At 66.8% G+C, this 23,912-nt stretch carries 22 protein-coding genes and 3 tRNA genes; 7 read left to right on the top strand and 18 right to left on the bottom strand.

The window, feature by feature from the left end:
* Positions 1 to 47: 47 nt before the first annotated feature.
* The 3 genes from pyrH to rpsB form a co-directional block, all read right to left on the bottom strand.
* Positions 48 to 785, bottom strand: a complete 738-nt coding sequence (gene pyrH / locus QF036_RS08575; protein ID WP_307100964.1) for a UMP kinase — start codon at positions 783 to 785, stop codon at positions 48 to 50.
* Between the two features lie 123 nt (positions 786 to 908).
* Positions 909 to 1,745, bottom strand: coding sequence for a translation elongation factor Ts (gene tsf / locus QF036_RS08570; protein ID WP_307100962.1), 837 nt, complete (start codon positions 1,743 to 1,745; stop codon positions 909 to 911).
* A gap of 126 nt (positions 1,746 to 1,871) precedes the next feature.
* Positions 1,872 to 2,741 (bottom strand): 30S ribosomal protein S2, encoded by an 870-nt coding sequence (gene rpsB, locus QF036_RS08565; protein WP_307100960.1) that lies wholly within the window; start codon positions 2,739 to 2,741, stop codon positions 1,872 to 1,874.
* Between the two features lie 422 nt (positions 2,742 to 3,163).
* Between rpsB and QF036_RS08560 the strand changes: the two genes are divergently transcribed.
* Positions 3,164 to 3,727, top strand: coding sequence for a M23 family metallopeptidase (locus QF036_RS08560; protein WP_307100958.1), 564 nt, complete (start codon positions 3,164 to 3,166; stop codon positions 3,725 to 3,727).
* Positions 3,728 to 3,758: 31 nt separating this feature from the next.
* Here the strand turns inward: QF036_RS08560 and QF036_RS08555 are convergent, their stop codons facing one another.
* From QF036_RS08555 to QF036_RS08530, 6 genes are all read right to left on the bottom strand, one after another.
* The gene (locus QF036_RS08555; protein WP_307100955.1) at positions 3,759 to 4,949 is read right to left on the bottom strand and encodes an acyl-CoA dehydrogenase family protein; all 1,191 of its coding nucleotides are present in this window, start codon (positions 4,947 to 4,949) and stop codon (positions 3,759 to 3,761) included.
* Positions 4,950 to 5,089: 140 nt separating this feature from the next.
* Positions 5,090 to 5,163, bottom strand: a tRNA-Ile gene (locus tag QF036_RS08550).
* 145 nt (positions 5,164 to 5,308) lie between these two features.
* Positions 5,309 to 6,505 (bottom strand): glycosyltransferase, encoded by a 1,197-nt coding sequence (locus QF036_RS08545; protein ID WP_307100953.1) that lies wholly within the window; start codon positions 6,503 to 6,505, stop codon positions 5,309 to 5,311.
* A gap of 107 nt (positions 6,506 to 6,612) precedes the next feature.
* Positions 6,613 to 7,521, bottom strand: a complete 909-nt coding sequence (locus QF036_RS08540; RefSeq protein WP_307100951.1) for a DMT family transporter — start codon at positions 7,519 to 7,521, stop codon at positions 6,613 to 6,615.
* Positions 7,521 to 8,144: a CDP-alcohol phosphatidyltransferase family protein gene (locus QF036_RS08535; protein ID WP_307100949.1), complete on the bottom strand. Its 624-nt coding sequence runs from the start codon at positions 8,142 to 8,144 to the stop codon at positions 7,521 to 7,523. The genes QF036_RS08540 and QF036_RS08535 overlap by 1 nt, the downstream gene beginning before the upstream one ends.
* Positions 8,145 to 8,199: 55 nt before the next feature.
* Positions 8,200 to 9,081 (bottom strand): phage holin family protein, encoded by an 882-nt coding sequence (locus QF036_RS08530; RefSeq protein ID WP_307100947.1) that lies wholly within the window; start codon positions 9,079 to 9,081, stop codon positions 8,200 to 8,202.
* 180 nt (positions 9,082 to 9,261) lie between these two features.
* Here QF036_RS08530 and QF036_RS08525 point away from each other — a divergent pair, with 180 nt between their 5' ends.
* The 3 genes from QF036_RS08525 (at position 9,262) to QF036_RS08515 (ending at position 11,239) form a co-directional block, all read left to right on the top strand.
* Positions 9,262 to 10,482, top strand: a complete 1,221-nt coding sequence (locus QF036_RS08525; RefSeq protein WP_307100945.1) for a multidrug effflux MFS transporter — start codon at positions 9,262 to 9,264, stop codon at positions 10,480 to 10,482.
* A gap of 61 nt (positions 10,483 to 10,543) precedes the next feature.
* Positions 10,544 to 10,723: a hypothetical protein gene (locus QF036_RS08520; protein WP_102970802.1), complete on the top strand. Its 180-nt coding sequence runs from the start codon at positions 10,544 to 10,546 to the stop codon at positions 10,721 to 10,723.
* A 108-nt stretch (positions 10,724 to 10,831) separates the two neighbouring features.
* Positions 10,832 to 11,239 (top strand): hypothetical protein, encoded by a 408-nt coding sequence (locus QF036_RS08515; RefSeq protein WP_003805942.1) that lies wholly within the window; start codon positions 10,832 to 10,834, stop codon positions 11,237 to 11,239.
* A gap of 52 nt (positions 11,240 to 11,291) precedes the next feature.
* On the opposite strand, the gene QF036_RS08510 is transcribed toward QF036_RS08515, so the two are convergent.
* The 6 genes from QF036_RS08510 to QF036_RS08485 form a co-directional block, all read right to left on the bottom strand.
* A tRNA-Asn gene (locus tag QF036_RS08510) sits at positions 11,292 to 11,364 on the bottom strand.
* Between the two features lie 125 nt (positions 11,365 to 11,489).
* A tRNA-Asn gene (locus tag QF036_RS08505) sits at positions 11,490 to 11,562 on the bottom strand.
* A gap of 128 nt (positions 11,563 to 11,690) precedes the next feature.
* Positions 11,691 to 13,670 carry a DNA primase gene (gene dnaG / locus QF036_RS08500; protein ID WP_307100941.1) on the bottom strand — a complete coding sequence of 660 codons (1,980 nt, stop codon included), beginning with the start codon at positions 13,668 to 13,670 and terminating at the stop codon, positions 11,691 to 11,693.
* 52 nt (positions 13,671 to 13,722) lie between these two features.
* Positions 13,723 to 15,036: a deoxyguanosinetriphosphate triphosphohydrolase gene (locus QF036_RS08495; RefSeq protein WP_307100939.1), complete on the bottom strand. Its 1,314-nt coding sequence runs from the start codon at positions 15,034 to 15,036 to the stop codon at positions 13,723 to 13,725.
* Complete coding sequence (dusB, locus tag QF036_RS08490) at positions 15,020 to 16,201, bottom strand: tRNA dihydrouridine synthase DusB (protein WP_307100937.1); 1,182 nt, start codon at positions 16,199 to 16,201, stop codon at positions 15,020 to 15,022. Before dusB ends, QF036_RS08495 begins: the two co-directional genes overlap by 17 nt.
* Positions 16,202 to 16,301: 100 nt before the next feature.
* Positions 16,302 to 17,759 carry a YibE/F family protein gene (locus QF036_RS08485; protein WP_307100935.1) on the bottom strand — a complete coding sequence of 486 codons (1,458 nt, stop codon included), beginning with the start codon at positions 17,757 to 17,759 and terminating at the stop codon, positions 16,302 to 16,304.
* Between the two features lie 53 nt (positions 17,760 to 17,812).
* On the opposite strand from QF036_RS08485, the gene QF036_RS08480 reads away from it, so the two are divergent.
* From QF036_RS08480 to QF036_RS08470, 3 genes are read left to right on the top strand one after another with little or no spacing between them, the layout of a single operon-like run.
* A complete protein-coding gene (locus QF036_RS08480; RefSeq protein WP_307100933.1) occupies positions 17,813 to 18,574 on the top strand; it encodes an alpha/beta hydrolase in 762 nt (253 codons plus the stop codon).
* A 19-nt stretch (positions 18,575 to 18,593) separates the two neighbouring features.
* A complete protein-coding gene (locus tag QF036_RS08475) occupies positions 18,594 to 19,394 on the top strand; it encodes a DUF1295 domain-containing protein (RefSeq protein ID WP_307100930.1) in 801 nt (266 codons plus the stop codon).
* 17 nt (positions 19,395 to 19,411) lie between these two features.
* Positions 19,412 to 20,254: a lysophospholipid acyltransferase family protein gene (locus QF036_RS08470; protein ID WP_307100928.1), complete on the top strand. Its 843-nt coding sequence runs from the start codon at positions 19,412 to 19,414 to the stop codon at positions 20,252 to 20,254.
* A gap of 70 nt (positions 20,255 to 20,324) precedes the next feature.
* On the opposite strand, the gene QF036_RS08465 is transcribed toward QF036_RS08470, so the two are convergent.
* The 3 genes from QF036_RS08465 to QF036_RS08455 all read right to left on the bottom strand — a co-directional run bounded on the left by QF036_RS08465 (position 20,325) and on the right by QF036_RS08455 (position 23,883).
* The gene (locus tag QF036_RS08465; RefSeq protein WP_307100926.1) at positions 20,325 to 21,287 is read right to left on the bottom strand and encodes a GNAT family N-acetyltransferase; all 963 of its coding nucleotides are present in this window, start codon (positions 21,285 to 21,287) and stop codon (positions 20,325 to 20,327) included.
* A 2-nt stretch (positions 21,288 to 21,289) separates the two neighbouring features.
* The gene (locus QF036_RS08460) at positions 21,290 to 22,675 is read right to left on the bottom strand and encodes a glycine--tRNA ligase (RefSeq protein ID WP_003802092.1); all 1,386 of its coding nucleotides are present in this window, start codon (positions 22,673 to 22,675) and stop codon (positions 21,290 to 21,292) included.
* 191 nt (positions 22,676 to 22,866) lie between these two features.
* A complete protein-coding gene (locus QF036_RS08455) occupies positions 22,867 to 23,883 on the bottom strand; it encodes a DMT family transporter (protein ID WP_307100924.1) in 1,017 nt (338 codons plus the stop codon).
* Positions 23,884 to 23,912: the final 29 nt, after the last annotated feature.

Below are 23,912 nucleotides of genomic sequence, written 5' to 3'. Positions count from 1 at the left end.
GGTCCCGCCCAATGGGCGGAACCGTCCTAGAAATATCCTAGCTGTAACTAGGGTGTGACCAGCGTTCCCAGCTTTTCGCCGCGTATGGCGCGCGTGACATTGCCTTCACCTTCCATGCCGAACACCACCATGGAGAGCTTGTTGTCCTTGCACATGGTCATTGCGGTCTGGTCCATGACGCGGATGTCGCGGCGGAGGGCGTCGTCGTAGCTGAGGTTCTCCAGCTTCTCCGCCGCCGGGTCCTTCTTCGGGTCGGCGGTGTACACACCGTCCACGCCGCTCTTGGCCATCAGCACCACGTCGGCGTGCACCTCGAGTGCACGCTGGGCAGCCACGGTGTCCGTGGAAAAGTACGGCAGGCCTGCGCCGGCACCGAAAATGACCACGCGGTTCTTTTCCATGTGGCGGATGGCGCGGCGAGGAATGTAGGCCTCGGCCACCTGTCCCATGGTGATAGCGGTCTGGACCCGGGTCTCAACACCGGCCTGCTCCAGGAAGTCCTGCAGCGCGAGGCAGTTCATGACGGTTCCCAGCATGCCCATGTAGTCGGCACGCGAACGGTCCATGCCGCTCTGGGACAGTTCGGCACCCCGAAAGAAGTTGCCACCGCCAACCACGATGGCCACCTCGACGTCGGGAACGGCTGCGGCGATCTCCTTGGCTACTGCGCGGACGGTGTCCGGGTCGACGCCCAGCTTGCCTCCGCCGAAGACTTCACCGGACAGCTTCAGGAGGACCCGGCGCCTGCTCTTCTCTGACTGGACGGGAGTATTGACGGCTTCCATGGTGCCTTCCGTTTGGTGAACTCTGAGCTAGGTTATCGCGCATCCGGCCAGCGCTCACATTCTTATGTGGCCGGTGCATGCAAAAGGGGCGGCCACCGAAGTGGCCACCCCTTGCGTGTCAGACTAGGAGCCGACGCGGAAACGCGTGAAGGCGGTTCCCTTGACGCCGGCCTCTTCGAGGACCTGCGCCACAGACTTCTTGGCGTCCTTGGCGAAAGCCTGGTCAACCAGGACCTCACCCTTGTAGAAGCCGGTAACGCGGCCTTCGACGATCTTGGTCATCGCAGCTTCGGGCTTGCCCTCGGCCTTTGCGGTTTCCTCGGCGATGCGGCGCTCGGATTCGACCAGGTCCGCCGGAACGTCCTCGCGGGAGAGGTAGTTCGGGGCCATTGCCGCAATGTGCACGGCGACGTCGTGGGCTGCGGTTGCAGCTGCTTCGCCTTCGCCGTCAACAGCAAACAGGACGCCGACCTGGGCCGGGAGGTCCTTGGAGGTCTTGTGCAGGTAAGCGTCGACCGTGGCACCCTCGATGCGGGCGATGCGGCGGACAACAACCTTTTCGCCGAGGATAGCGCCCTCTTCGACGACAACCTCGGACAGCGGCTTGCCCTCAACATCGGTGGCGAGCAGGGTCTCGAGGTCGGCAGCGCCGGACTCGACGGCGATGGCCAGGACCTTGTCAGCCAGCTGGATGAACTTGTCAGCCTTGGCGACGAAGTCGGTCTCGCAGTTGACCTCGATCATTACGCCGACGCCGCCCTCGACCTTGGCAGCAACCAGACCTTCAGCGGTGGAGCGGCCTTCGCGCTTGGTGGCGCCCTTCAGGCCCTTGATGCGGATGATCTCGATCGCCTTCTCGGCGTCGCCGTTGGCTTCGTCGAGAGCCTTCTTGACATCCATCATGCCGGCGCCGGTGCGCTCGCGCAGAGCCTTGATATCAGCGGCAGTGTAGTTCGCCATGTGAACCCCTCTGTCTAGAAAATTTTTGTGTGTACGGACCGACAGGACGGCAGCTCACTGGGTGAGCGGCCATCCTGTCAGTTGCCCGGACGCTGCGGACAGCGCCCGGAAATCCCGATGAAGTTGTTACTTCGCGGAGTCGGTGCCCTCGGCGTCAGCCGGGGCTTCCTCAGCGGCGGGAGCAGCCTCGGCAGCCGGAGCAGCCTCGGCAGCCGGAGCTTCCTCGGCCTTGCTGCCTTCGAGGAGCTCGCGCTCCCATTCAGCCAGCGGCTCTTCCGGAGTCTCGGTGGTGCCGGTTGCGCGCTGGTTGCGGGCGATCAAGCCCTCGGCAACGGCGTCAGCAACAACGCGGGTCAGGAGGTTCACGGAGCGGATGGCGTCGTCGTTGCCCGGGATCGGGAAGTCGACCTCGTCCGGATCGCAGTTGGTGTCCAGGATGGCCACAACCGGGATGTTGAGCTTCTTGGCCTCGTCAACAGCGAGGTGCTCCTTCTTGGTGTCAACAACCCAGAGCACGGACGGTGCCTTGGTCAGGTTGCGGATACCACCGAGGTTGGACTCGAGCTTGGTCAGCTCGCGGCGCAGGAGCAGCAGTTCCTTCTTGGTGTAAGCGGAGCCGGCGACGTCGTCGAAGTCGATCTCTTCGAGTTCCTTCATACGCTGGATACGCTTGGCAACGGTCTGGAAGTTGGTGAGCATGCCGCCGAGCCAACGCTGGTTGACGTACGGCTGGCCAACGCGGGTGGCCTGCTCGGCAATGGCTTCCTGAGCCTGCTTCTTGGTGCCGACGAAGAGCACGGTGCCGCCGTGGGCAACGGTGGCCTTGACGAACTCGTAGGCACGGTCGATGTAGGACAGCGACTGCTGGAGGTCAATGATGTAGATGCCGTTGCGCTCGGTGAAGATGAAGCGCTTCATCTTCGGGTTCCAACGGCGGGTCTGGTGTCCAAAGTGGACGCCGCTGTCAAGCAGCTGGCGCATGGTTACGACGGGCATGCCGACGCTCCTTCCGGCAGGTCATTCATGAGAGCGGCCGCGGCCGCTCTTACCCTGCCAATAGTTGACGGTTATTTAGCCCTGCCCGGGCGGGCACAGGCTCCTGGCATCCATTGCACATCTCATCAGGACCGTTGCCGGACCTGACCGCAAGAGGCACAATCCTCCGCAGCAGCAAGCAACTGCTTACCGGTTGTGGAGGGCTGGATACGCGTAGTCAGCTGCTGCTCCCCCGCACTCCTGAATGGGGCGTGCTGACGCTAGCCACGAAATGGAATGCGTTGAGGGCACAGCAAACTGCTCCACCAAGTGTACTACAGCGGACCGCGGCAAATGCACCGGTTCCGCCGCGCCAGGCCTCGTTTTCCACATAGGCCGAAGGTCCCGTTCCGGCAGGCGGACAGGGCGACCATGCTGGGGACATGAAAGCCTACGTGATGGCGGCGGTGCTCCTGCTCACGACGGCGGCTGCCGCACCTTCCGCCGCGCCCGCACCGCCTGCTCCAGGAACAGCTCCCGGCGTCCCGGTCTTTTCCCTCGCCACGATTTCTTCCCGGGCCACGACGCCGGCGCCGGCGGGCTGGCGCTGGCCACTTGCGCCGCGGCCGGCGGTCCTGCGTCCGTTCGATCCGCCGGACAAACCGTGGCTGAGCGGGCACCGGGGCGTGGACCTCGGAGCAGCGTCCGACGGCGGTCCGGTCACCGCCCCGGAGTCCGGAACCGTCAGCTTTGTGGGTGTGGTCGTGGACCGGCCCGTCATCACCATCGATCACGGCAATGGACTCCGCAGCAGCTTCGAACCGGTGCGGAGCACGCTCAAGAAGGGCGCTTCCGTGGCCAAGGGTGCCGTGGTGGGCACCCTGCTTGCCGGCCACTGCGGTCCCTCACCGTGCGTGCACTGGGGCGTCCGCCGCGGAGAGGAGTACCTCAATCCGCTGTCCTTCATCCTGGACCTGCGTCCCTCGGTGCTGCTGCCGCTGAACTGACTTGAGGATCGCGCTTGGACCATCGCGCCTGTTAGACGATCGCGGAGACGCCGGTAATGGCCCGGCCGGCCACCAGGGTGTTCACTTCGTGGGTGCCCTCGTAGGAGTAGATCGCCTCGGCGTCGGCGAAGATCTTTGCCATCTCGAAGTCCGTCACAATGCCATTTCCGCCAAGGAGGCTGCGGCCGATGGCCACGCTCTCCCGCATCCGCGCGGTGGTGAACGCCTTGGCGAGGGCCGACTGCTCATCCTTGGCCCGACCCGCATCCTCGAGCTGGGAGAGCCGCACCATCATGCCCATGGAGCTGACCGCGTTCCCCAGGATTTGGACCAGCTGACTCTGCACCAGCTGGAAGGAGGCCAGCGGGCGCCCGAACTGGTGCCGTTCCACCGCGTAGCGCCGGGCCACGTCGAAGGCGGCGAGCTGCTGGCCCACCGCCTGCCAGGCTACAGCGAGGCGGGTTACCTTGAGCACCTTGTTGGTGTCGCGGAAGCTGTTGGCATTGGCCAGCTTGAAGAAGTCCGGCACCGCCACGTTTTCGAGGGTGATGTCGGCGTTCTGCACCGTCCGCAGCGAAATCTTGTTCTCGATCTTCGTTGCGCTGAATCCGGGCAGTCCCGTGTCCACGAGGAAAGCCTTGACCTGGTTGTCGGCCACATCGCGCGCGTAAACCACTACCCAGTCGGAGAAGGTGGCGTTGCCGATCCAGCGTTTGGCGCCGTTGAGGATCCAGCGGTCGCCGTCCCGCCTGGCCATGGTGCGCGTCCCGCCGGCGACGTCCGAACCGCCCAGGGGTTCCGTCAGCCCGAAGGCGCCGATCTTGCGCAGCGAGTAGATGTCCGGAAGCCAGGCATCCTGCTGTTCCGGGGAAGCCAGCGCCTCGATGGAACCGGTGAAAAGGCCGTCATGCACACCCATGAAGGTGGCGATGGACGTGTCCGCGCGGGTAACTTCAGCGTGCACGATGCCGGCGAACAGATTGGAATGGCCCTGGCGTCGCACCGGGCTGACGAGGTCGAGCTCGGCCAGCTTGGGAATCAGGTCCAGGGGAAATTCGGCACGGTTCCAGCAGTCCACCGCTATCGGCTTTACTTCCCGGGCCAGGAAGGAACGGACCTCGGCCAGCCTGTCCTGCTCCTTGGAACTGAGAAGCTGTTCGAAGGAGAAGAAGTCGCCGTCGGCGTAGGGCAGGCTGTTGATGTCAGTTGCAGCGGCGGACATGGCGCTCCTTCGCACTGGCCAGCGTCCGAAGTGGAATACCACGGCGCCGGCGGGATAGTTACTGGTCAGTAACATATCCCAGGCGGGCGGAAAATGAAAAGAGCCCTGATCCGCGAAGACGCAGATCAGGGCTCTGGAGGTAGGGCTACTCGGACTTGAACCGAGGACCTTAGGATTATGAGTCCCGCGCTCTAACCAGCTGAGCTATAGCCCCGTGCACCTGCCCTGTTTACCGGAAGGTGCGCCCGACCAGCGCCGGCCCGGAAGGGGCCCGTCGTCGGCGGGCAGATTTACTCTAGCAAACCGGCGAACCGCTTCAGACCACTTCAGACGCCGCTGGCCCTCTGACGGGCAGGACCCTAGACCACCTTGTCCTCGTAGTTCGCCCCGTAGTACAGGTCCTCAAACGTCTGCAGCGTCCCCTGGATACTGTGCGGCTCCACCATGCACCGGCTGGCGTTGCCCATGGCTTTCCGTTCCTCGACCGGCAGGCGGAAAATACGGGTGATTTTCTCCGCGAGGTCTGCACTGTCGTTCGGCGTGAACAGGTACCCGTTTTCGCCGTCGCGCACCAGGTGCGGAAGGGCCATGGCGTCCGCCAGCAGGACGGGCGTCGATGCGGACATGGCCTCCAGGGTCACCAGCGACTGCAATTCGGCAGTACCGGGCATGCAGAACAGGTCGGCCCGGATGTAGGCCTCGCGGAGTTCGTCGTCGCTGGCCAGGCCCAGAAACTTCACCCGGCTCTGCAGTCCGAGCCGTTCCACCAGGGCCTCGAGCGACGGCCGCACCTCGCCGCCGCCGACGATTTCAAGATGGACGTTCAGGTCGGCAGGGGTGTCGGCCACCGCCTTGATCAGCACGTCAACGTGCTTCTCCTCAGCCAACCGCCCGGCAAACAGTACGGTGGGGTGTTCGTGCGGCTCAATGACCTCGTCCGGCTTGGGCTCGTACGCTGCCGAGTCGATGCCGTTGGACAGCGGCAGCACCTTGCGCAGGAAGGCATGCCGGTGCATCGCCTTGGCGGCCAGCGGCGTGGGCGTGGTGACGACGTCCGCCTGTCCCATCACCTTCCCCATGTCCTTCCAGGAGATCTTCCCGATGATGTCCTTGAACCACTGCGGGAACGGCAGGAAGGGGTTGAGGTTCTCCGGCATGAAATGGTTGGTGGCCACGACGCGGACGCCGCGCTTCACCGCCTCGTACAGGACGCGTTCGCCGATCATGTAGTGGCTTTGGATGTGCACCACGTCCGGCTGGACCTTGTCGAACAGCAGGCTGATTTCCTTCTTGATCTCCCAGGGGAAACAGACCCTGAAGTATTCGTGCGTGAACACGCTGTGCGAGCGGAGGCGGTGGACAGTGGCTTCGGCGCGGAACTCCGTAAAGCTCTTGCCCTTGTCCTGCCGGCAGGCCAGCACGTGCACGTTGTGTCCGCGCGCCGTCATGCCCTTGGCCAGCCGGTAGCCGAACTGGGCGGCTCCATTGACGTGGGGCGGGTAGGTGTCCGCCGCGATGAGGATGGTCAGTGGACGCTGGGCGTCGGGCATGGTCACGTAGAAAGCTCCTGGTGGTCATGGTGTTCGGCTGCGGCTGACCACACTGGCCGGTGCCGGCACGTCATGCACCGGCACATTCTTGCCTGGTCCGCAGTAAAACTCGGCTAGTGGGACGCCCTGCCCGTGGCCTTCCGAACGTCCTTCTTCCGTTTGGTGACCTCGGGATGGTGTCGTGAAAGGGCGATTACCCCCACGATAGCAAGGGTTGCCGCCGTACCCATGGCAATCGCCAGGACGGCGTGGACATCGGGGCGCAGCTCGCCGAGGATCGTGATACCGATCGCGATGCCCACAATGGGGTCCACCACGGTGAGGCCGGCGATCACCAGGTCCGGCGGGCCGGTGGAGTACGCGCTTTGGACGAACCAGGACCCCAGTCCCCCGGCCGCTGCGATGGCCACCACCGAATACCACGGCACGTTCAGCAGGAGCAGGCCGTTCGGATCCAGGAGGTGTTTGCCGATAATCCGCGTCAGCACGGCCACGAAACCAAACAGGATGCCGGCGCCCAGGATGTAAATGAACGCGCTCATGCGGTGCCTGAACATGGCGGCGAGGCTGCCGAAGATGCCCACCGCCAGGGCAAGCAGCAGCACAATAGTAATCTCGTCCTCAGGCGTGACGTGGTGGCTTTCCTGCGTGACAAACACTGCCAGCAGCACGAACAGTGCCGAGCCCGTCACGCATGCGGTGATTGCTACCACCGTGGCGCGGTTGATGCTCAGCCCTTGGTCCTTGGTGTTAACCACGGTGGTGATCACCAGGGCGATGGCGCCGATGGGCTGCACCACGGTGAGGGGTGCCGTGACCAGTGCTACGGAGTTCATGGCCATCCCCATGCAAAGCAGGAGGAGGCCAAAGACCCACCGCGGGTTCCGCAGAAGGCGCAGGAAACCGTTGGAGCTCAGCGCCAGGCCGCCGGTGTCCCTCTGAACGGCGCTGCCCTGGCGCTGGGCACCAAAGGCCAGGCAAAAGGCGCCCATGACCGCGAGCAAAACCGCAACCCAGACCATCAGCCGTTCCCGCCGTCGTCGGCCGTCAGCATTTTTCCTTTGCGCTTGATCGCCCAGAAATAGTTGTAGGCAGCAATCCAGTGGCCAACGAGCCCCAGCCCCAAGACCACCCAGGCCGCAACGAACCATGCGCCGGCGAACGGAATGGACAGCTTGGACAGCACCAGGAGCGGAGTTCCCAGCAGCAGCAGGCCGGTGCGGGCCTTGCCCACCAGGCTGACGGGCAGGTCCGGGTGTCCGCGGAAGTAGAACAGCGACATGCCCAGCAGGACGGCGTCGGGAACCACGAGCGCCGCCAGGTACCACCACTGCACGACGCCGGCGATCACCAGGGTGACCGCGACGGCTATCAGGGCCAGCCGGTCGGCGATGGGATCCAGGACGCGCCCCAGTTTCGAGGTCTGGTTGAACCGCCGGGCGATGTAGCCATCCACCCAGTCGGTACTGCCCATGATGGCCAGCACCAGCACGGCAAGTCCGTATTCTTTCTGGGCCAGCACCAGCCAGATGAAGATCGGCACGCCCATGAAGCGCAGCACCGTGAGGAGATTGGGGACGGTATAGACCAGATCGCGATCGACATGCGGCTGGCCGGGACGGGAACCAGCGCCGATGAATCTCATCAGGCCTTCCTCTCCACGGCCGGCGGCCTCGTACAGTCTTCGTTCAGGGCAAAGCTCAGCTCTTGAAGAGTTTCCGCAGCAGGGTGAGCAGGACGGCGGTGGAGGCTGCGAGCGCAAGGAGCGGCTTCCAGCGCGCCTCCAACTGGCCGGGCAGCGAAGCCTCCGAGGCCCCGGAGCGGGCCGACGCCGACACTGCGGCGAAGTGTTCGGCCGCACGTTGGCGGGCCTCCTGGAACTTCTCGTTGCCCTCCGCCGCGCGGTGCCTCGCGACACCGAGGAGAGCCTGGGTTTGGGTCTTGACGTCCAGTTCCTCGCCAAGCTCATCCCGCACACCGGTCAGGTGGTCACGGCGCTGTTTCAGCCGGCGGCGGAGTTCAGGCTCGGTGGGCACGGGAACGTCCACGGCCTCGGCAGCCTTCTTGGCTTCCTTGTCGGCCTTCTCCCTGGCTTTCTCGGCGGCCTTTGCTTCCGCGGCGGCCTTGGCCTGGGGCGATTTGGGATCAAGCACGGCGGCGTCGAAGTCCGAGCCCTCCTTCGCGATGCCCAGGTCATGCTTGAGGCCGCGGACGGTGTCCTCGGGAATCAGCGGCATGGCCTGCTTGAACTTCCGGAGGCCGATGAGTCCGCCAATCAGGGCAATGAGCAGGAAGACCGCGCTGACGAGCAGGGCCGCCAGCCAGGCCGGCATGATGGTGGCCAGGCCCATGATGGCGGCAACGATCAGCCCGGTGACCAGCAGCGCGAGGAAGACGGCGGCCACGCCGAAGAAGGCGCCGGCGACGCCAAGCTGCTTGCCTTTGCGCTTTGCCTCGATCTTCGCCAGCGCGATCTCGTCATTGAGCTGGCGTGGCACCAGTTTGACGGCGAGCCTCAACGTTTTTGGCAGCGCAGTGATACGCAGTCCTTGGTTGGCCCGCCCGCTGTGACGCCCGCTCATAGGTTCCGCCTAACTGGTTCCATTGTCGATTTTTCTTCACTGCTTCGGGGGTTTCCGGTTCGCCCGCGCGCCCCCGCTGACAAAACTATCATTCAGGTTCAGCCGGAACTTCTGGAAATAGCCCCGGCGAGCCCTCCAACGCTGTAAAAGTCTGATCTGTCAGCCCTAGGATGGTTCTCTGTGACCACCACCAACCCGGGCGATGCGCTCAGCCGCCGGCAGAAATTCCTCTACATCCTTCTACTCGGCGCCCTGACAGCCCTCGGGCCGTTCACGGTGGACCTCTACCTGCCGGCCTTCCCCGCCCTGGAAGCGAGCCTCAAGGTCTCGGAAGCTGCTGTCCAGCTCACCCTCACCGGCACCACTGTCGGCTTCGCCCTGGGGCAATTGGTGGTGGGCCCTTTCAGCGACAAGTTCGGGCGCCGGCTCCCGCTGATCCTGGCCACCGCGCTACACATCGCCGCCTCGCTGGGCGCCGCGCTCTCCACGGACATCGCGACCCTTGGCGTGTTCCGGGTCCTCATGGGCATCGGCGCAGCCGGCGGCGGCGTGGTGGCGATGGCCATGGTCCGCGACCTGTTCAGCGGGTACGCCATGGTCCGGATGTTCTCCCGGATGGCCCTGGTCAACGGGCTCGCGCCTATCCTGGCGCCCGTCATTGGGTCCCAGCTTCTCCTGGTCATGGCGTGGCCGGGCATCTTCGTCTTCCTGGCGTGCTACGGCACAGCGGTGATCCTTGCCGCCGTCGTGCTTGTCCGGGAGACGCTGCCGCGGGAGAAGCGGGGCCAGTCCGGCCTGACGGCCCGGCAGCGGTACGGCGTGCTCTTCTCCGACCGCATCTTCGTGGGCTTGCTGATGCTGGGCGGGATGAACTTCGGCGGCCTGTTTACCTACCTCTCGGCTTCCCCGTTCCTCTTCCAGGACGTCTTCGGGTTCTCACCCCAGCAGTACGGCCTGCTCTTTGGCATCAACTCGCTGGGCATCGTCGCGGGGGTCCAGACAAGTGCCCGGCTGATAAAGCGGGTCCCGCCGCAGTGGATCCTGGCCTGCTCCACCGCCTGGATGTTCCTGATGGCCGTGCTGATCGTCGTGTTCGACCAGCTGGGGTTCGGGCTCTGGGGCGTCATGGTGCCGCTGTGGTTCTACATCCTGGGCACCGGGTTCACCTTCCCCTGCGTGCAGGTCCTGGCGCTGGCCAGCCACGGAGCGCAGGCTGGCACGGCGGCGTCGCTGCTCGGGGCGTCCACCTTCCTGATGGCAGGCATCATCTCCCCCGTCGTGGGTTGGCTGGGAGGTAATTCCGCCACTCCCATGGGCGCGGTGCAGGCCTGCTGCATCTTCCTCGCCGCGGCGGCCCTGTGGCTTGTGGTCCGGCCCCGGACCGTGCCTTCCATCCACTGACGGTCATGGTTGTTCCCCGGCCACGGGCCGGTCCCCCGGCCGTGGCGGGTAGGCTGGCTCCATGACCCGCAAACCCCACCGCAACGGCCGAGGGCTGTTCCTCGGAGCCATCCTCGGCGCCGTGGCCGGCTTCTTCGCCGGCAGGATGATGGGCAACGCGGCACTGGGCATCCTGGTGGGCGCCGTCGTCGGTTCTGCACTGCTGTACCGCGTCAATCCGGGACCGTGGAACAGGCCCTGACCCGTCGCTTCCCTGGGCCAGGCCGTGCCTCCAGACAAGACTCCAGACAGGATGCGCCCGGTGCCGGGCCATCTGTTCGCCCGGGTACCTGCGCGATAAAGTTGTTACGTGCCCCACTGGCAGGATCATCCTCCACTTCCGGCCACGTGGCAGCGGTGCGACTCCGGCATTCTGCCGTTGTGGTGGGACCGGCTGTGCACCCAGACCAGTGCGCAGTCGGCAGCGCTCTATGCGGCGGGACTTTTCACTGAGGACCGGCGCCGGCCCATAGCCCAGTGGTTCAACCCGGCTTTCAACGCTGCGCTGCTGGTGGCCCCCGAGACCTCCCCCGAATGGCCCGTCCAGCGGTTCGGCATCTTCTACGCCCCGCCCGACGGCGGCTTCACCCGCGTGCACTCCTCGCCCCACGAGTGGCACCCCCGCGAACCGCGGAAGTCCCCCACGGAGAGGGAAGCGTTTGAAGCCGCCGTAGCCGAGGCCGAGCGTTTCCTCCAGGTGGAGATGGATTTCGTCTGACGGCACAAAAAAGTCCCGCGGCCGGCTCTGGGGCCAACCGCGGGACTGTGCGCTCCTCCTGCTGGACTTGAACCAGCAACCCTTCGATTAACAGTCGAATGCTCTGCCAATTGAGCTAAGGAGGAATGAAGCAGGTATGACATTAGCAAACGTTCTGCCGCAATGCGAAATCGGCGCCAATACTGCGCAGAAATACCCCTCCCGGGTATAAAAAAGTCCCCGTTCCGGAACCCGGAACGGGGACTGTGCGCTCCTCCTGCTGGACTTGAACCAGCAACCCTTCGATTAACAGTCGAATGCTCTGCCAATTGAGCTAAGGAGGAATGAAGCGGGTACTAGCCTAGCAAACACCCTGCCCGGAAACGAAATCGGCGTCTTTCCGGTTCCGGAGACCCGGTTCCGGAAACCCCATTCTGGGGACCGGCGCTGCTCCACGCTAGGCTGCCTCAGGCTAGGCATCGGAGCGCAGCGACCGGCGCTCCATTTCGAGCATCATGAGCTCCCTGTTCAGCCGCTGGAACTCCTCGGGGTGGGCAGCGGCATCCAGCCGCTGCAGCTGCCCCAGCTTGTCCGCCTTCACACGGGTGATCTGCAGCTCGAACAGCCTGGCGAGGATGTCCCGGCAGTACTTCTGCACCGCTTCGGCGGTATGGGCCGGCAGCGGCACCACAGCAAGCTCCGAAACCAGCGGCTGCAGCGGCTCCGGAACCTCCTGCCGCAACGCCTCCACCCACTGCAGGGCATCCCCGGAGAAGCCGGGAGCCGTGGCGCGGATGGCGTCGTGGATGGCCTGGTAGGCGGGCGTGGCGAACCGGGCGGTCGCGAACCGCTCCCAGGCTGCGCCGCCCAGCATGGCCGGCTCCTGCAGGGCCACCTCGAGCGCCTGCCGCTCCATGGACGCCACCGGGTCCCGGGGATCCGGACGGTGGAAGGACGGAAGAACGCCCGACGGCGGGAGCGCCGCTACGCCCGGCACGTTCTGGCCGTTCCCCGGGGCTTGGTTGTATCCGGCTGTGTTGGACCGGCCGGCTGCCCCGCCGGCTTGTGCGCCGGACGCCGGCGCCCCGGACGCCTGCGCCCCCGAGGCCTGCACACCGGGCGCCCCGCGCTTCGCGGCGGCCGCCACGGCCCGCGTGACGTCTTCAATGGGCATCCCCAGCCATCCCGCCAGTTCCCGGGCATAGCCGGGCCGGAGCCCGGCGTCGCGGATCTGGGCCACGACGGGGGCGGACTCGCGCAGCGCGGCCACCCGCCCCTCCACGGTGTCCAGGTTGTGCCGCCGCAGGGTGGCGCGGATGGCAAATTCGAAAAGCGGGCGCCGGGAACTGATCAGGTCACGGACGGCGGCGTCCCCCCGCGTCTGGCGCAGGTCGCAGGGGTCGGCGCCGGTGGGTTCGACCGCCACGTAGGTCTGGGCCACGAAGCGCTGGTCCTCTTCAAAGGCCCGCAGGGCCGCCTTCTGGCCGGCCGCGTCGCCGTCGAAGGTGAAGATGACCTCTCCCCCGGTGCCGTCGTCGGACAGCAGGCGGCGGGCAATCTTGATGTGGTCGGCAGCGAATGCCGTACCGCAGGTGGCCACCGCCGTCGGAATTCCAGCGAGGTGGCAGGCCATGACGTCCGTGTAGCCTTCCACCACCACCAGCTGCCGGTCCTTGGCGATGTTCCGTTTGGCAAGGTCGATCCCGTACAGCACCTGGGACTTCTTGTAGAGCGTGGTTTCCGGGGTGTTGAGGTACTTGGGGCCCTGGTCGTCCTCGTACAGCTTGCGGGCGCCGAAACCGATGGTGTCGCCGGCGATGTCCCGGATGGGCCAGATCAGACGGCCGCGGAAACGGTCGTAGATGCCCCGGTTGCCTTCGGAGAACATACCGGTGAGCTTCAGTTCGGCATCGGTGAAGCCCCGGCCGCGCAGGTGCTTGAGCAGCGCGTCCCAGCCCTGGGGTGCGTAGCCGACGCCGAAGTGGTCGGCGGCTGCCCGGTCGAAGCCGCGCTGCTGCAGGAATTTCCGGCCCTCTGCCGCGCCGGCGGTGAGCAGCTGGGCACGGAAGAACTCGTCGGCGATTTTGTGGGCGTCCAGGAGCCGCTGCCGCTTGCCCACTTCCTCGCGGCTGGGGCCGGTGCCACCGTCCTCGTAGCGGAGCTCGTACCCGATCCGCGCGGCCAGCTTCTCCACGGCCTCGTGGAAGGAGGTGTGGTCCAGCTTCTGCACGAACGAGATGACGTCGCCGTCCTCGCCGCAGCCGAAGCAGTGGTAGCGGCCCACCTGCGGGCGGACGGTGAACGACGGCGAGCGCTCGTCGTGGAAGGGGCACAGGCCCTTGTAGGAGCCGAGGCCGGCGCCCTTAAGCGTGACGTAGCCGTCGACGACTTCCTTGATGTCCGTGCGCTGGCGGACTTCATCGATGTCTTCCCGTTTAATCAGCCCAGCCACGAAGCAATCCTAGTCCCCGGGTACGACGGCGGGAGCCGCCGTATGGCGGCCGTCACCAAAGCGAGGGCAGGCTGCCCACGAGCCGTTCGTACATGGCCAGCGCGGAGCCGTCCGTCAGCGATGCCACCTGGTCGATGACCACGCGGAGCCGGGCGGCGTCGTCGGGAGCTTCCCGCCAGTCGGCGGCGAACATGGGCTCGAGGTGGCGGTCCCCGGAGGCGTTCAGCGCCGTGACCAAGGCGTGGAGGACCTCGCGCTGGCGTTCGTAGATGGGCTGCCGGTGGTCAGTGGTCATCACGAAGGTGGTGGCCAGGCCCTTCATCACCGCAATCTCCATGACGGTCTCGTCCGGAACCATGAGCTCGGCGTTGTACCGGGTCAGGTTCGCGGGACCGTAGACGGCGCGGGTGGTTTCCAGTGCGCTCTGGCAGAAGCGGCCAATGAGCTGGCTGGTCATGTCCTTCAGCGCTGCCATGGACTTGCGGCTGCCGTCCGCCTCGCGCACCCAGACGTCCGTGGCTTCCAGCCGTGCCAGGGCGGCGTCGATGGCGGCGGGATCGTTGTGCGGCAGGTACCACTGCTTGGCGTAGCCCACCACGCGTGCCCGGTGGTCGGGGTTGTCCATCCAGCGCAACTGGAAGTGGCCGGCCACGATCGCGTCCTCAACGTCGTGGACCGAGTAGGAGATGTCGTCCGCGAGGTCCATGACCTGCGCCTCGAGGCAGGACCGCCGTTCCGGGGCGCCTTCCCGGATCCAGTTGAAGATGGGCAGGTCGTCCTCGTAGGCGCCGAATTTGCTGGTCCGCTGGCCGTGGATCACAGGGGCGTCCAGGGCGGACCAGGGGTATTTTGCGGCTGCGTCAAGGCTGGCCCGGGTGAGGTTCAGGCCGGCCGGCCTGCCCTCCGGGTCGAGGACCTTCGGCTCGAGCCGGGTGAGCAGGCGCAAGGTCTGGGCATTGCCCTCGAACCCGCCGATGGCATGGGCCATCTCGTTGAGCGCCGATTCCCCGTTATGCCCGAACGGCGGGTGCCCGAGGTCGTGGCTGAGGCAGGCGGTGTCCACCACGTCGGGGTCGCAGCCGAGGGCGCGGCCAAGTTCCCGGCCCACCTGGGCCACCTCGAGGCTGTGCGTCAGCCGGGTGCGGACAAAGTCGTCGGTGTCGGGAGCAACCACCTGCGTCTTGGCGCCGAGCCTGCGCAGGGCCGAAGAGTGCAGCACGCGGGCGCGGTCACGCTCGAAGTCCGAGCGGTACGTGCTCTTGGGCGGCTCCTCCACCCAGCGGGCGGAATCGTGGGCTTCGTAGCCCGGCAGCGCCTGCGGGGTGGTGCGGGCATCCGCCAGCCGGCTTTCAGCCACCGGACACATCCAGTTCCGCCGCGGCGATGTCCCGCGACTGGTCCTCGTTCAGCTGGCGGCTCATCAGCCAGTCCTTGGGCAGGGCCGGTTTCTTCGGCGAGCCGGCGCGTCCGCGGGGTCCTTCGGAATCGATGCCGGGATACGGCAGGTCCATGTCCAGCTGGTCCAGCAGTTCGCGGAGCACTTCGAGTGTGGGCACGGTGGCGAGTTTCGCCCGCAGTTCGCCGCCCACCACGTAGCCCTTGAAGTACCAGGCCATGTGCTTGCGGATTTCCCGCAGCGCCTTGTATTCGTCATTGCCGAAGGTTTCCACCATGAGCTCGGCATGCCGGTAGACGCCCTCGGCCACCTCGCGCAGGCCGGGCCGGTGCCGGTGGTCGCTGCCTTCGAACGCCGCCTGCAGGTCGCCGAACAGCCAGGGGCGGCCCTGGCAGCCGCGGCCGATGACGACGCCGTCGATGCCGGTTTCGCGGACCATGCGGACGGCGTCCTCGGCGGACCAGATATCGCCGTTGCCCAGCACCGGAATGTCCGGCAGTGCCTCGCGCAGGCGGGCGATAGCGGACCAGTCCGCCTGGCCGGAGTAGAACTGCGCCGCCGTGCGGCCGTGAAGGGCGACGGCGGCAACACCGGAATCGCGCGCGATCCGGCCGGCGTCGAGGTAGGTCAGGTGGTCATCGTCGATGCCCTTGCGCATCTTGATGGTCAGAGGAATGCCGCCCTTGGACGCCTCACGGACGGCGGTCTGGACGATGGAGGTGAAAAGGTCGATCTTCCAGGGCAGCGCCGAACCGCCGCCGCGGCGGGTGACCTTGGGCACGGGGCAACCGAAGTTGAGGTCGATGTGGTCCGCCCGGTCCTCCTCCACCAGCATGCGGACGGCCGCACCCACAGTGCCGGGGTCCACGCCGTAGAGCTGGACGGAACGGACTTTCTCGTCCTCGTCGTGCGAGATGATGCGCAGCGATTCCGGCGTGCGCTCCACGAGGGCACGGGAGGTGACCATCTCCGCCACGTACAGCCCGCCGCCGTATTCACGGCAGAGCCTGCGGAAGGCGGTGTTGGTGATTCCGGCCATGGGGGCGAGCACCACCGGGGTGTGCACGGTGATGGGGCCGAGTTTCAGCGGCGGAAGTTCCAGCCGGGGGGCGGGAGGCGTAGCTACAACAGTCACCCGTCCATTGTCTCAAAGCCGGGCAAATCGTCTCAAAGCCGGCAAATCGTCAGGATGCCGGCGGCGGCGCTCAATCCCGCTGCATCTCATACCGCCGCATCTATTCCCGCTGGGCGGCACGCCGTCCGCGCCGGGTCGGCGGCGGCGAGTCAGCGTCGGCGTCGGCGTTTTCCCGGCCAGCCACCGCGGCGGCGGCCGCGAGCGCGCCGGTGTCGTCGACGTCGTCGGCGGTTATGGCCGTCCTCCCCCGCGGCTGCTGCTCAGGCAGACCAGCACCCCGGACTCCCGTGGCCTTGACCACCAGCACGGCGATCAGGGTGGTGACCGGAATCGCCAGGACCAGCCCGATGGAGCCGACCAGCGTGCGGATGACTTCCTCGGACAGTTCGGCGCTGGTGAGCGCTTCCCCCAGCGGACGGTTGTAGAGCATCACGATGATGAGGATGGGCAGGGCGGCGCCGGCGTAGGCGAACGCAATGGTGTACACGGTGGAGGCGATGTGGTCGCGGCCGATCCGCATGGCCGAGGAGAACAGCTTGCGGGCGCTCGTGTTGGGCGCGAGTTCATACAGTTCCCACACCGCGGAGGACTGCGTGATGGTGACGTCGTTCAGCACGCCGAGCCCGGAGATGATGAGGCCGCACAGGATGATGCCGGAAATGGAGATGTTGTCCGAGATGTTCACGAGCGTGGCGGCGTCGTGGCTTCCCACGCCTGCGAGGTTCGCCGCGTCGGTGGCCCAGGCCGCGAGCAGCGCGGTGATGCCCAGCCCGAAAATGGTGCCCAGCAGCGCCGTCGAGGTCCGCGCCGAGAAGCCGTGCGCGAAGTACAGCACCCCGATCATGATCACCGTGGAGCCGACGAGGGCCAGCAGGAGCGGCGGCTTGCCCTCCACGAGGCCAGGAAGCATGAAGCTGCCCAGCACAAAATAGGCGCCCACGAGGCCGATCAGGGCGCGCAGCCCGCGCCAGCGCGCCACGGCCACCACCACGACGGCGTAGAGGATGGCCAGCAGGATAATCGGCATGGTGCGGACGAAGTCCACAAAAATGTACGACGGCGACCCCTGGGCCGCCGGGGCATCGGCGCCGGTGACCGCTGCCTGGGCGTTGGACAGGTTCAGGTAGCGGATGTTGTCGCCCACCTTCACCCCGTGCGACTTGGCGATGTCAGGATTGATCACCACCTTGACCGGGTTGCCGCCCTTGTCCGGCTCGGTGAACGCGAAGGTGCACTGCGAGCCGCCATCTGTGTTGCCTTGGGCTGTGGAGTTTGTTGCTGTGTTTTCTCCGGCTGGCGCCTGCGTGCAGCTCTCGGTGACCACCCGCTGGATTCGTCCTGTGTCGAAGGTGACACCCGGAGCTGCGGCGTACGGGTTGGCCAGGGTCAGGCCCTCCTTGCTGCCCGAGGGCCAGAGTGCCGCCATGGCCGCGAGGGTCAGCAGGGTCAGCGGGACCAGCACCGCAGCCAGAATCCTGTTTGCTTTCCTGCGGGCAGCCATCGCTTCAGCGGTTGGCTCCGAATGGCCGGTATGACCGTGGGAGTGACCTGCACCCATCAGCAGTTAAACCTCATGCTTGAACTCTACGGCGGCCGCCATAGGGTTGGTAAATGAACGACGAAGTGTCGGAGGATGCAGCAGTGAGCCAACGCCGAACTGACCACGAAGCGGTGCTGACGGTTCTGGCCCCGTCCGGTCCTACCCGCGGCGTGGCCTTGGTCCTGCACGGCGGCAAGTCGCACAGCTTCGAGCCGGTCCAGGCCCGGCACCTGAGCCCTGCGCGGATGGTGCCGTTCGCCCGCCACCTGCACGCCGCCGGCCGGAAACACGGCCTGGCAGTGTGGATCCTGCGGAACAGCGTGCGCGGCTGGAACGGCGAGGACATGACCCCGCTGAAGGATGCGCGCTGGGCGCTGGCAAGGATCCGCGCGGAGCACCCCGGCGTGCCCATCTACCTGCTGGGGCATTCGATGGGCGGCCTCACCGCGGTCTGCGCCGCGGACGAACCGAACGTGGACGCCGTGGTGGCGCTGGCTCCGTGGCTCAATGATGTCACTCCCGCGTCCGCAGTCGCAGGACGGAAAGTCCTGATCGTTCACGGGAACGAGGACCGGTGGACGAGCCCGTCGGCCTCACTGCGGTTCGCTCGGCGGGCGGCACCGGGAGCGGCGGAGCTGCGGTACGTCTCGCTCCGCGGGGCGGGGCACTTCATGTTCCGGCGGCTCCGGCTGTGGCACAGGCTGGCCACCGGGTTCCTGATGAAGGCCTTCATGGAACGGACCGGAGTTCCCGGGGCAGGGCCCTCCGCGTCCGCCGCAGCCCTGGACAGGGTGATTCCCCCGTCCGGCGAGGCACTGCCGCTGGTCCTCTAGGAAGTCGGCGACCACTGTCATGAGCCCGTTTCCGCTGGAGGCGTTCGTTGCCAGCCTGCCATGGACGGCGCTGGGCGTGGTGCTGGTGCTCGCCGTCACCTATGCCGTGGCCGTCGGCCAAGCACGGCACTCGGTGATGGACGTGGCGTGGGGTCCCGGTTTTGTCGTCGTCGCGGTGATCTCCTTTGTCCTCGCAGCCGGGGAAGGCGACGGCGGCAGGCGGGTGCTCCTGCTGGTTCTGACGGGCATCTGGGGGATCCGGCTTGGCACGCACATCGGCCGCCGGGCGCGCGGCGGACATGAGGACCCCCGCTACGTGGCGCTGCTCCAAGGAGCACGCGGCTCCCGGAACGCCTACGCCCTCCGCCGCGTCTACCTGCCCCAGGGCTTGGTGATGTTCTTCGTCTCGCTGACCCTCCAGGTGGGCATGTTCGCCACTGGTCCGCTGGGTCCTCTTGCCATGGCGGGTTCGGCAGCTTGGCTGACCGGGTTCATCTTTGAGTCCGTGGGCGACCGGCAGCTGGAGCAGTTCAAGAGCGATCCGGCCCGAAGGGGAACCGTGCTGAACACCGGGCTGTGGCGCTACACGCGGCACCCCAACTACTTCGGCGACGCCGCCGTCTGGGCCGGCCTTTTCCTCGTCGCGGCGGAGTCCTGGCCCGGCGTGCTGACCGTCTTCTCCCCTGCCCTGATGATCTGGACGCTGGCCGCCAAGACCGGGAAGCCGCTCGCAGAGAAGGCCATGTCCGGCCGCCCCGGCTACCGTGAATACGTGCAGTCCACCAGCGGCTTTATCCCCTGGCCGCCGCGGCGGCACTGAAGGCCTCCGAGCACCGTATGCCCTGGACCCCAGCCGCCAGCGACCGCTTCTACCGCCTCCTCGTCCGGGCCGGGCTGTTCCTGCGGTGGCTGTTCCGGATCCGCCTGATCGTGACCGGGCAGCAAAACCTGCCCGGCGAAAAAGCACGAAGTGGCGACAAGGCTGCGAGGGCGGTGTTGCCGGGCCGGGGTGCCGTCGTCGCCATCACCCATTTCGGCTATCTGGACTTCGCCGCTGCCGAGCTGGTGTTGTGGCGGCACAACCGCGGGCAGCTGCGGTTCATGATCCACCAGGGAGCCGCGGACCACTGGCTGGCGGGTCCTTTCATCAGCGCAGCGGGCCAGGTGGTGGTGCCCCACGGTTCGGGAACTGCGGCCTACGACGACGCCGTGGCCAGGCTCCGCGCCGGCGAATACCTGGCCGTCATGCCCGAAGCCGGCGTGAGCCGCAGCTTCAAGGTCCGCGAATGCAAAACGGGGGCCGTGCGGATGGCAGCCGAGGCGGGCGTGCCTCTTATTCCGGTCTCCGTCTGGGGTGCCCACCGGATCCTGACCCGTGGCAACGGCCTTCCCCTCCACCGCGTCTGGCGCGCGCCGGTCCGGGTGCATGTCGGCGAGCCGGTGCATCTGGCCCCGGGGATCGACGCAGAGGCTGAAACGGCGCGGCTCCGCAGGACCCTTCAGGCAGGCATCGACGCCGCAATCGCCGGCTTTCCCGTGGCGGTGCGGCCGGGTGACTGGTGGATGCCGGCGGACCTCGGCGGCGGCGCCATCTCCGAGGCGGAACGCCAAAGGCTCGATGCGGCCGATCTGGCGAGGGACCGCCGTCGCACTTCCCGAACGGAGCACCCAACTGTGTAGCAGCACAGGGCATTCCCAGGCCTGGGAACGCCCTGTGCTGCTACACAGATGGGTCAGTTACATAGATGGATCAGTCGGAGACGACGAACGTCTCGGAGCCCTGCCGGCGGGCCTTGCCCGCTTCCATCAGCGGCCCGACGACGGCGCGGAGCGCTTCCATTGAATCGTCCACTTCCATGAGCACCGGGTACTGGTACGCGATGAGGGCCAGCAGGTCACGGACGGCGGCCTCTGCCTCATCGGCGTCCAGCTCCGGCTCGTGGCCGAGGAACACATCGGACGGGTGATCAGAGTTGCCCTGGGCATAGCTGATCGCGAAGGCCTGGATCTTGCCCTTGCGGCTTGCCGGCACGCCGGACCCGAAGGCGCTGGCTTTCGGGGCGCGCAGCACGATCGCGCCGTGCGCGCCGCTGAGCTCGTCCAGGAACAGCCGCTGCACGGTGCCGATGCCCAGTTCGCCCGGGCTGTCCCAGCCGTGGACGGACGAGTAGTACCGGCCCACGACGTCGGAAAGCTCCACCGACCCGGTGGCCAGGTCCTCGATGCGTTCCGACGCCGCTTCCTCTGAACCGTCACCGAAGACGGGCAGCTTCAAGGCCGCCGGCTCCACCACGACGAGCCGGGTGTGCTGGATCGGGGTGAGGCCCGCCGCCTCTGCGAAGGCGGCGCCGGTGGTGCCCGGCTCCACCTTGCAGCGCAGCCGGGTAACGCCCGACGGCGATCCCTCCGCCTCGCGGCGCAGCATCATGAGCAGCGTGGAGCCGATCCCGGCCCGGCGGTGGTCCCGGGCGACTTCGACATATACCCAGAGCCGCTCCGGGTGCAGGCTGGCCTCGTGGACCACGCCGGCGGCAACCGGGATGGCCACACCGTCGACGACGTCCTCGGCCACGATGCAGCGCCGCCACGGCGCGTTGCCGGAGGGCGCGAGGGTGCCGCGGAACTGCCCCGCCTGGTCGGTTTCCGGGTCGCCCCAGATCTCCAGCAGCGCGAGGTCGTCGCCCTCGCGCCATTCGCGGTATTGGATCGCCACGGCTAGGCGCCGATCAGCCGTGCGGCCAGGTAGCCCTCCACCTTGTCCAGGGACACGCGTTCCTGGCTCATGGTGTCGCGTTCACGGATGGTGACCGCCTGGTCCTCAAGCGTGTCGAAGTCAACCGTGATGCAGAACGGGGTACCGATCTCGTCCTGGCGGCGGTAACGGCGGCCGATGGCGCCGGCGTCGTCGAAGTCGATGTTCCAGTTCTTGCGCAGCTGGGTGCCCAGGTCCTTGGCCTTCGGGGAGAGGTCCTCGTTGCGGCTCAGCGGCAGCACCGCGGCCTTGACCGGCGCGAGCCGCGGGTCAAGCTTGAGCACGGTGCGGACGTCCACGCCGCCCTTGGCGTTCGGGGCCTCGTCCTCGGTGTAGGCGTCGATGAGGAAGGCCATGAAGGACCGGGTCAGGCCGGCGGCGGGCTCAATCACGTACGGCGTGTACCGCTCGTTGGTGGCCTGGTTGAAGTAGCTGAGGTCCGTTCCGGAGGCCTTGGCGTGCGTGGAAAGGTCGAAGTCCGTGCGGTTGGCGATGCCTTCGAGCTCGCCCCACTCGGAGCCCTGGAAACCGAAGCGGTACTCGATGTCCGTGGTGCCCTTGGAGTAGTGGCTGAGCTTGTCCTGCGGGTGCTCGAAGAAGCGCAGGTTCTCCTCGCGGATGCCCAGGCCGGTGTACCAGGCCATGCGCTCCTTCATCCAGTACTCGTGCCACTCTTCGTCCGTTCCCGGCTCGACGAAGAATTCCATCTCCATCTGCTCGAACTCACGGGTGCGGAAGATGAAGTTGCCCGGGGTGATCTCGTTGCGGAAGGACTTGCCGATCTGGCCGATGCCGAAGGGCGGCTTCTTCCGGGAGGTGGTGAGCACATTGCTGAAGTTCACGAAGATGCCCTGGGCGGTTTCGGGGCGCAGGTAGTGCAGGCCCTCGTCGCTGGCCACCGGGCCCAGGAAGGTCTTCAGGAGGCCGGAGAATTCCTGCGGCTCGGTCCATTCGCCGCGGGTTCCGCAGTTGGCGCAGGCAATGTCCTTGAGGCCGTTCTCGGCGGGGCGGCCCTTCTTCTCCTCGTATTCCTCTTCGAGGTGGTCGGCACGGTAGCGCTTGTGGCAGGAGAGGCATTCGACGAGGGGATCGGAGAAGACCTCGACGTGGCCGGAGGCTTCCCATACCTGGCGGGGCAGGATCACTGAGGAGTCCAGGCCCACCACGTCCTCGCGGCCGCGCACCACTGACTGCCACCACTGGCGCTTGATGTTTTCCTTCAGCTCGGCACCGAGGGGTCCGTAGTCCCAAGCGGAACGCGAGCCTCCGTAGATCTCGCCGGCCTGGAAAACGAAACCTCTCCGCTTGGAAAGGGAAATGACCTGGTCGAGGACGGATTTTGCTGCCATGGGAACTCCAATTTCTACAGGGCCGCTGGGTGCGGTCCGCGGTGTCTCTGGCCCTGACCGCGGCTGGATGCCGGGCGGGGGCGTGTGAAAGGGAAAACTGTGCAGGAAGCTGCGAGTCCTAGCCTACCGGGAGCTGCCTACGGAACGCGCGCCCACATCTGGGGAAGGCGCTCACCTCCGGAAAGCGGCGCTCACCTCCGGAAGGCGCCCCGCGGCCAGGGCAGGGTGGCCACGACGATGGACGCGAGGGTCAGCAGGGTCCCCAGAACCGTGGCCACCTCCACCACGGTGCCCGGCGTGGGCACCAGCAGGTCCAGGCCGAGCGACCCCAGGAGCTGCCCGGCGATCATTCCCAGCCCGGTCACCAGCACGCCGAGGCTGCGGACCAGCAGCGCGCCGAGGCCGATGAAGACGCAGCCCATGGGCCCGCCGAGGTAGTACCACCACTCCCCGGGCAGCGGATTGGCCGGCCCGGCAACGGCCACCTTGATGGACCAGGCAACCCACAGCACGCAGGTGCCTGCGATGAAGTTCACCAGGGTGGCCGCGATCGGGGTTCCGTAGTGCACGGTGGCGGTGCCGTTCATGGCCTGCTGGAAGCTCATCAGGAACCCGGCGAGAACCGGCAGGATGATCGGCAGCACGAGCGCCGTGGGGTCGGCCGCCGCCCCGCCGGCTGCCGCAGTGCCGGCGGCGCCTGCAGCGGCCGCTCCGCCGCCGGCGAACCGGGGTGACACCGCCCAGGAGACGGCCGCGATGGTGAGGATGCAGCCGATGACGCGGATGCCGGTCACGGACTTCTTGCCGGCCGGCCCGATGCCGAGGCGGTCCACGAGCAGGCCGCTGAGTGTCTGCCCGGTGACGGTTGCCACGGTGAAGAGGGCGATGCCCAGTAGCCCCACCGTGAAGGACTGCGCGAAGACGAAGAAGGCGCCGATGCCGCCTGCCAGCGCATAGTACGGGGGGAAGCGGCGTTCCCGCAGGGCAGGCAGGATTTGGGCGAGACCGGCGCGCCCGTGCGGAGCCAGCAGGGACACGATGACCATCACGATCAGCCCGGTGCTGAAACTGACGACGGCGGCGGCTATCCCGTCCCCGAGGCGGGCACCAAGGGCCCCGTTGATGCGCCCCTGGACGGGGATGGCTAGCCCGGAGGCCACAGCCATCGGAAGGCCCACGGCAAGGGGCAGCCGGGGTGCATGGGTCATTCGTTTCACCTTACGTCAGGCATTATTAC

Origin of the sequence: Arthrobacter globiformis, assembly GCF_030817195.1 — a bacterium.
Classification (GTDB): Bacteria; Actinomycetota; Actinomycetes; order Actinomycetales; family Micrococcaceae; genus Arthrobacter; species Arthrobacter globiformis_D.
Note: the sequence above shows the minus strand (reverse complement) of the source record. Positions and strands in the feature narration are given on the sequence as shown.